The organism is Sphingomonas bacterium, from assembly GCF_903644055.1.
Taxonomy (GTDB): domain Bacteria; phylum Pseudomonadota; class Alphaproteobacteria; order Sphingomonadales; family Sphingomonadaceae; genus Sphingomonas_I.
Genome location: NZ_CAHJXD010000133.1, coordinates 1 through 5,517 on the forward strand (window position 1 = coordinate 1; position 5,517 = coordinate 5,517).

Genomic DNA, 5,517 nt, shown 5'->3' on the forward strand with positions numbered 1-5,517 from the left:
GCGCAGGCGATGGCGATCGGCACCGCCGGCTACACCGCGATGCTGTGCGTGCTCGCGCTCGAGGATTACGGCATCACGCCGGACAAGGGCGAGGTGCTGGTGACGGGCGCCAACGGTGGCGTCGGCTCGGTGGCGATCGCGCTGCTCGCAAAGCTCGGCTATACCGTTACCGCGTCGACCGGCCGGCCCGAGGAGGCCGATTATCTCAAGGCGCTGGGCGCGACCACGATCGTCGATCGCGCCGAGCTCTCCGAAAAGGGGCGTCCGCTGGATAAGGAGCGCTTTGCCGCCGCGGTCGATTCGGTCGGCAGCCAGACGCTCGCCAACGTGCTTTCGAAGATCAGATATGGCGGCGCGGTCGCCGCCTGCGGGCTCGCGCAGGGCGCCGATCTGCCGTCGACGGTGATGCCGTTCATCCTGCGGAACGTGGCGCTGCTCGGGGTCGATTCCGTGATGGCGCCGATGGCCAAGCGCGAGCGCGCGTGGCAGCGGCTGGCCGTCGATCTCGATCCGGCGAAGCTCGAAAGCATGACGCGGCATGTCGGCTTCGCGGGGATCGAGCAGGCGGCGCGCGATATCATCGACGGCAAGGTGCGCGGGCGGGTCGTCGTCGATATACAGGCCTGAAAACGGGCGAAATTCCAAAAGCGTGGAGCGGATAGATCATGGCCAGTTACATTCTCGTCGTTCCGAGCAACGCCAAGCCCGGGCAGGATGAGGAATATAACCGCTGGTATGATGACACGCATCTCGGCGATCTGCTGGCCATCCCAGGCGTCACCAAGGGGCGACGCTTCAACGCCGATCCCGCTTCGCCCAGTCCGCCGGAAGCCAATTATCTCGCGATCTACGAGATCGAGGCCGAAGATGGCGCCGAGGTGCTCGCCGAACTCGGCCGGCGCGCCCAGGCCGGGGAGATGGAGATCTCGCCGACGCTGGACACGGCAAGCGCCAGGATGATGCTGTACAAGGCCCGCTGAGCCTTCGGGTGGAATGAATTGGGATCGGGAGATTAGGCGATGAGCAGCAAGATCGATCTGGTGACCGCGGAAGTGATCCGCTCGGCGATGGAAACGATCTGCTTCGAGATGGCGACTTATGTTTCGCGCCATGCGACGACCCCGATCCTCAACCAGTCCAACGAGCGCAACGCCACGATCCTCGACAGCAAGGGTCGGCTGGCGGGGCTCTCGGTCGGCATCCCGCAGTTCATGCTGTCGTCGACGCTGCCGGTGCGCCTCGCAATCGATTTCTTCGGCGAGGACCTCAAGCCGGGCGACGTCATCCTTGCCAACGATCCCTATTATGGCGGCGGCCACCTGCCAGATTTCAACGTCTTCTCCCCCGTCTTCGCCGACGGCAAATTGTTGATGTTCGCCTCCATCCAGTGCCACCATGGCGATACCGGCGGCGCTGTGGCCGGTGGCTACAACACGATGGCGAAGGACATCTGGTCCGAGGGCACGCGCTATCCGCTGCTCAAGATCGTCGATGGCGGCAAGGAGCGGCGGGATGTCATCCTGCTGCTGCGCGCCAACAATCGCCTCGCCGGCTTCATCGGCGACATGCAGAGCCAGGTTGGCGCGGCGCAGCTCGGTGCAAGCCGCCTCAACGACCTCATCGAGCGCTACGGCGCCGAAACGGTCCAGACGGCGATCGATCATACTATCGACGAGGCGCGCCGCCGCTTCTCCGAGGAGATCGCGCGCTGGCCCGACGGCACCTATGAGGCGGATGCCTATGTCGACAGCGATCCGCAGGGCAACAAGGATATCCACGTCCATGTCGCGGTGACCGTAAAGGGCGACCGGCTGGTCCTCGATTTCAACGGCTCCGACACGCGGCAGCACATCGCGGCCTGGTCGACGCTCGGCAACACGCGCGGCAACGCGCTCGGCCAGTTGATGAGCGTCGTCGATCCGACGATCCCCAAGAACGAGGGTTTCTTCGATTGCGTCGAGCTGATCGCGCCCGAGGGTTCGTGCGTGAACCCGACGCCCAACAAGCCGGTGTCTTCGGGCACCCATCATCCCGGCACCGAGGTTTCCGATGCGGTGGCGCTGGCGATCGCCCAATTCTTGCCCGAGCGGGTATCGCCGCAGACCTACAAATATGGCTCGCCGCGCCAGATGTGGGGCGACAAGGATCCGCGGACCGGCAAGGCCTTCTTCGATCATGGCGGCGAGGTGAATGCCGGGTGGTGCAACGGCATCAAGGGCGCCGATGGCTGGGGCGCGCTGCCCGCGGCGTTCGGCAATCTGCTGAAGGCGCCCGCCGAGCTCAACGAGGTCAATTTCCCGCACATCATCCGCGACCGCAACTATCGCATGGATAGCGGCGGCGCGGGCCAGTGGCGCGGCGGGCTGGGCAGCCATTTCGTCAAGGAAGTGCGCACGCCGACCTACATCAGCCAGTATATCGTCAACCAGCGGCACGTGCATCCCGGCATCGCCGGCGGGCGGCATGGCGCGCCCGACGAGGCGATCGTCAGCGCCGGCACCGATCGCGAGGTCAATATATCGCCGGTGGTCAACGCGCATCTGCTCGAGCGCGGCGAGGCGCTGATCTATAATTTCGGCGGCGGCGGCGGCTGGGGCGATGCCTATGCGCGCGCCCCCGAGGCGGTGCTGGAAGATGTGTGGGACGAATATGTCTCGATCGAGGGCGCGGCCCGCGATTATGGCGTGGTGATCACCGGATCGGTCGAAGCGATGGATCTGGCGCTGGATCATGGCGCGACGGCGCGGCTGCGCGCCGATCTGAAGGGTGAGAAGGCGGCGGCATGACGTATCGGGTTGGGGTGGACGTTGGCGGTACGTTCACGGATTGCGTGCTGCTGCGTCCCGACGGGACGCTCGTGCTGGAAAAGTCTCCGACCACGCCGGAGGATCAGTCGCTCGGGGTGCTGAACGGCATCGCCCAGCTCGCGGAGGCCGAGGGCCTCGAAGGCAGCGAAGCGCTGCTGCGGCAGACCGAATCGATCGTGCACGGCACGACCGCCGCGGACAATGCGATGATCCAGATGCGCGGCGCCAACACCGGGCTGATCGTGACGCGGGGCTTCCGCGACGAGATCGAGCTTCGGCGCTGCTACAAGGAGGATATCTGGGATCCGGCCTACCCCGCCCCCCAGCCGATCGCCAAACGCCGCGTTCGCCTCGAGGTGGATGAGCGGATGACGGCGGAAGGCGAGATCGAGACGCCGCTCGATGAAGAAGCGGTGCGCGCCGCCGCGCGCCGGCTTAAGGCGTTCGGCGTCACTTCGATCGCGGTGGTGTTCATCCACAGCTACGTCAATCCCGTCCATGAGAAGCGCGCGCGCGAGTTGATCCTCCAGGCCTTTCCCGAGGTCGAGCTGATCTCGCTGAGCCACGAGGTCTATCCCAAGCCGCCGGAGTTCGAACGGACGTCCACCACGCTCGTCAACGCCTTCGTCGGGCCGCCGATCGTGCGCTATCTCGATCGGCTGGAGAAGCGCCTGGCCGATACCGGCTTCAGCCGCGAACTCCTGCTCGCGACCTCCTCGGGCGGTGTCGCGACCCCCGATAACATCCGCCAGCGCGCGCTCGCGACGATCAGCTCGGGGCCGACGGGCGGTGTCGTCGCGGCGGCGCGCGCGGCCGCCGATGCCGGCATGGGCGATGTCATCTCGGTTGACATGGGCGGCACCAGCTACGACGTCTGCCTGATCCGCGACGGCAAGCCCGATATCAAGAGCGACTGGAATTGGCGGCATCGCTATTGCATCGCTCTGCCGATGGTCGATGTCGTGTCGGTCGGCGCCGGCGGCGGCTCGATCGCCCGGTCGCGCGACGGCCAGCTCACCGTCGGCCCCGATAGCGCCGGCAGCCAGCCGGGACCGGTCTGCTACCGGCGCGGCGGCACCGAGCCGACCGTGACCGACGCCGATCTGCTGTGCGGCCGGCTCGATCCCGCGGGCTTCTGGGGCGGCCGCCTCTCGCTCGACGTCGATGGCGCGCGCGCTGCGGTCGGCCGGGTCGGAGAGGCGGTCCAGCTCGGGATCGACGAGGCCGCGGTTGCCATCATCGCGATAATCGATGCCCATATGTGCGACGGTATCCGCCGCGCGCTGAGCCTGGCGGGCGCCGATCCGCGCCAGCTCGATCTCGTCGCATTCGGGGGCATGGGCGCGGTTCATGCGGTCGAACATGCCCGCGAGCTTGGGATGAAGCGCGTGCTCGTGCCGCAGGCGGCGCCCGCGATGTCCGCGCTCGGCCTGTTGACCGCCGATCACCTGCTCGATGATGCGCGCGCGCTGCTAGCCGATTGGCGCAACATCGATCTCGATCGGCTGAGCGGTCTCGCGGCCGAGCTCGAGGCCGATGCGATCCAGCAGCTCGAGGCGGCGGGCGTCGCGCCGGAGCTGCGGCGTTTCGAATGGATGCTCAACATGGTCTATCCGGGCCAGACCTTCGATACCGCGATTCCCGTGACCAAGGGTATCGGTGCGTCGCTGTCGCGCGATGCGCTGCTCGCATCGGTCGAAGAATTTCACCGCCGGAACGAGGCCACCCGCCTCGTCGAGGCGCGCAGCCAGGAGCCGGTGATCCGCGGCATCCGCCTCGTCGCAAGCGGCCTCGTCGATCAGCCCAAGCTTTCGGAGGTCGTTTCGCAAGCCGACGCTATGGAGCCGATCGGCAAGCGGCGGCTCTATTCCGGCGGCGCATGGCACGAGGAGGCGCCGGTCTATTCGGGCGAGCGGCTCGGCCATGGCGATAGTGTCACCGGGCCGGCGCTGATCCAAAGCCGGTTCACGACGCTGGTGATGGGCGCGGGCGATGTCGCCAATGTGCTCAAGAATGGCGACATCCTGGTCGAAGTCGCACCGCGATGAGCGATCGGGGCGGCAAGGTCGTCGCGACCGGATGCCACTCCGGGATCGGCGCCACGCTGGATGTGGATGGCGGTTTCCACGGCGCGGCCTTGTCCGATAAGGTTGACCTCGCCCGGATGCTTGAACCGGAATTGGAGCCCGCATGAGCTATGTTCTTGTTCATATCGGTCTGGGCGTCACCGATATCGAGCGATCGCGGCGGTTCTACGAGGGTGCGTTCGACTTCGTCTATGATCGCGAGCTGAAGCTGCCCGCCGCGACGATCCAGCCGCTGATGGCGCTTGACCCGCCATCGGACATTCATGCCGCCTATCTCATGCTGCGCGGGTTCACGCTCGAACTGCTGACGTTCGATCCCGCGTCGAGGCCAGACGCGGCCAATCGCCTGTTCAACCAGACGGGCCTCACGCATCTTTCGATAGCCGTGGACGATATTCCCGGGACGCTGGCGAAGATCCGCGATCTCGGCGGCACCGTGCTCAACGACATTCCCCGCGCCGCCATAGTCCGCGACCCCGACGGCCAGTTGATCGAACTGGTGACGATGGAGATGCACGATCAGGTCGAGCGCGGCCGCGCCGAACGGGGCGGCGCGGGAAAGTAGCGGCCCGATATGTCGAGCCGTCACCTCGTCGATCGCGAGCTCGCACCGATCCTGGATC

6 protein-coding genes are annotated in these 5,517 nt (G+C 66.4%); all 6 read left to right on the plus strand.

Annotated elements, in window-relative coordinates; genetic code table 11:
• A partial coding sequence (locus HUU94_RS05810) for a zinc-binding dehydrogenase (RefSeq protein ID WP_174274156.1) occupies window positions 1-627 on the plus strand: 627 nt, incomplete at its 5' end.
• Window positions 628-665: 38 nt separating this feature from the next.
• Window positions 666-980, plus strand: a complete 315-nt coding sequence (locus HUU94_RS05815) for a DUF4286 family protein (protein ID WP_174274157.1) — start codon at window positions 666-668, stop codon at window positions 978-980.
• 39 nt (window positions 981-1,019) lie between these two features.
• Complete coding sequence (locus HUU94_RS05820) at window positions 1,020-2,786, plus strand: hydantoinase B/oxoprolinase family protein (RefSeq protein WP_174274158.1); 1,767 nt, start codon at window positions 1,020-1,022, stop codon at window positions 2,784-2,786.
• Window positions 2,783-4,855: a hydantoinase/oxoprolinase family protein gene (locus HUU94_RS05825; RefSeq protein WP_174274159.1), complete on the plus strand. Its 2,073-nt coding sequence runs from the start codon at window positions 2,783-2,785 to the stop codon at window positions 4,853-4,855. The genes HUU94_RS05820 and HUU94_RS05825 overlap by 4 nt, the downstream gene beginning before the upstream one ends.
• The gene (locus HUU94_RS05830; RefSeq protein ID WP_174274160.1) at window positions 4,852-5,001 is read left to right on the plus strand and encodes a hypothetical protein; all 150 of its coding nucleotides are present in this window, start codon (window positions 4,852-4,854) and stop codon (window positions 4,999-5,001) included. The genes HUU94_RS05825 and HUU94_RS05830 overlap by 4 nt, the downstream gene beginning before the upstream one ends.
• Window positions 4,998-5,459, plus strand: coding sequence for a VOC family protein (locus tag HUU94_RS05835; protein ID WP_174274161.1), 462 nt, complete (start codon window positions 4,998-5,000; stop codon window positions 5,457-5,459). The genes HUU94_RS05830 and HUU94_RS05835 overlap by 4 nt, the downstream gene beginning before the upstream one ends.
• The last annotated feature ends 58 nt before the right edge of the window (window positions 5,460-5,517 follow it).

Bases quoted from the DNA above. Each gene is read 5' to 3' on its own strand.
- HUU94_RS05830 (WP_174274160.1), top strand. From the start codon at position 4,852: ATGAGCGATCGGGGCGGCAAGGTCGTCGCGACCGGATGCCACTCCGGG.
- HUU94_RS05815 (WP_174274157.1), top strand. From the start codon at position 666: ATGGCCAGTTACATTCTCGTCGTTCCGAGCAACGCCAAGCCCGGGCAG.
- HUU94_RS05835 (WP_174274161.1), top strand. From the start codon at position 4,998: ATGAGCTATGTTCTTGTTCATATCGGTCTGGGCGTCACCGATATCGAG.
- HUU94_RS05820 (WP_174274158.1), top strand. From the start codon at position 1,020: ATGAGCAGCAAGATCGATCTGGTGACCGCGGAAGTGATCCGCTCGGCG.
- HUU94_RS05825 (WP_174274159.1), top strand. From the start codon at position 2,783: ATGACGTATCGGGTTGGGGTGGACGTTGGCGGTACGTTCACGGATTGC.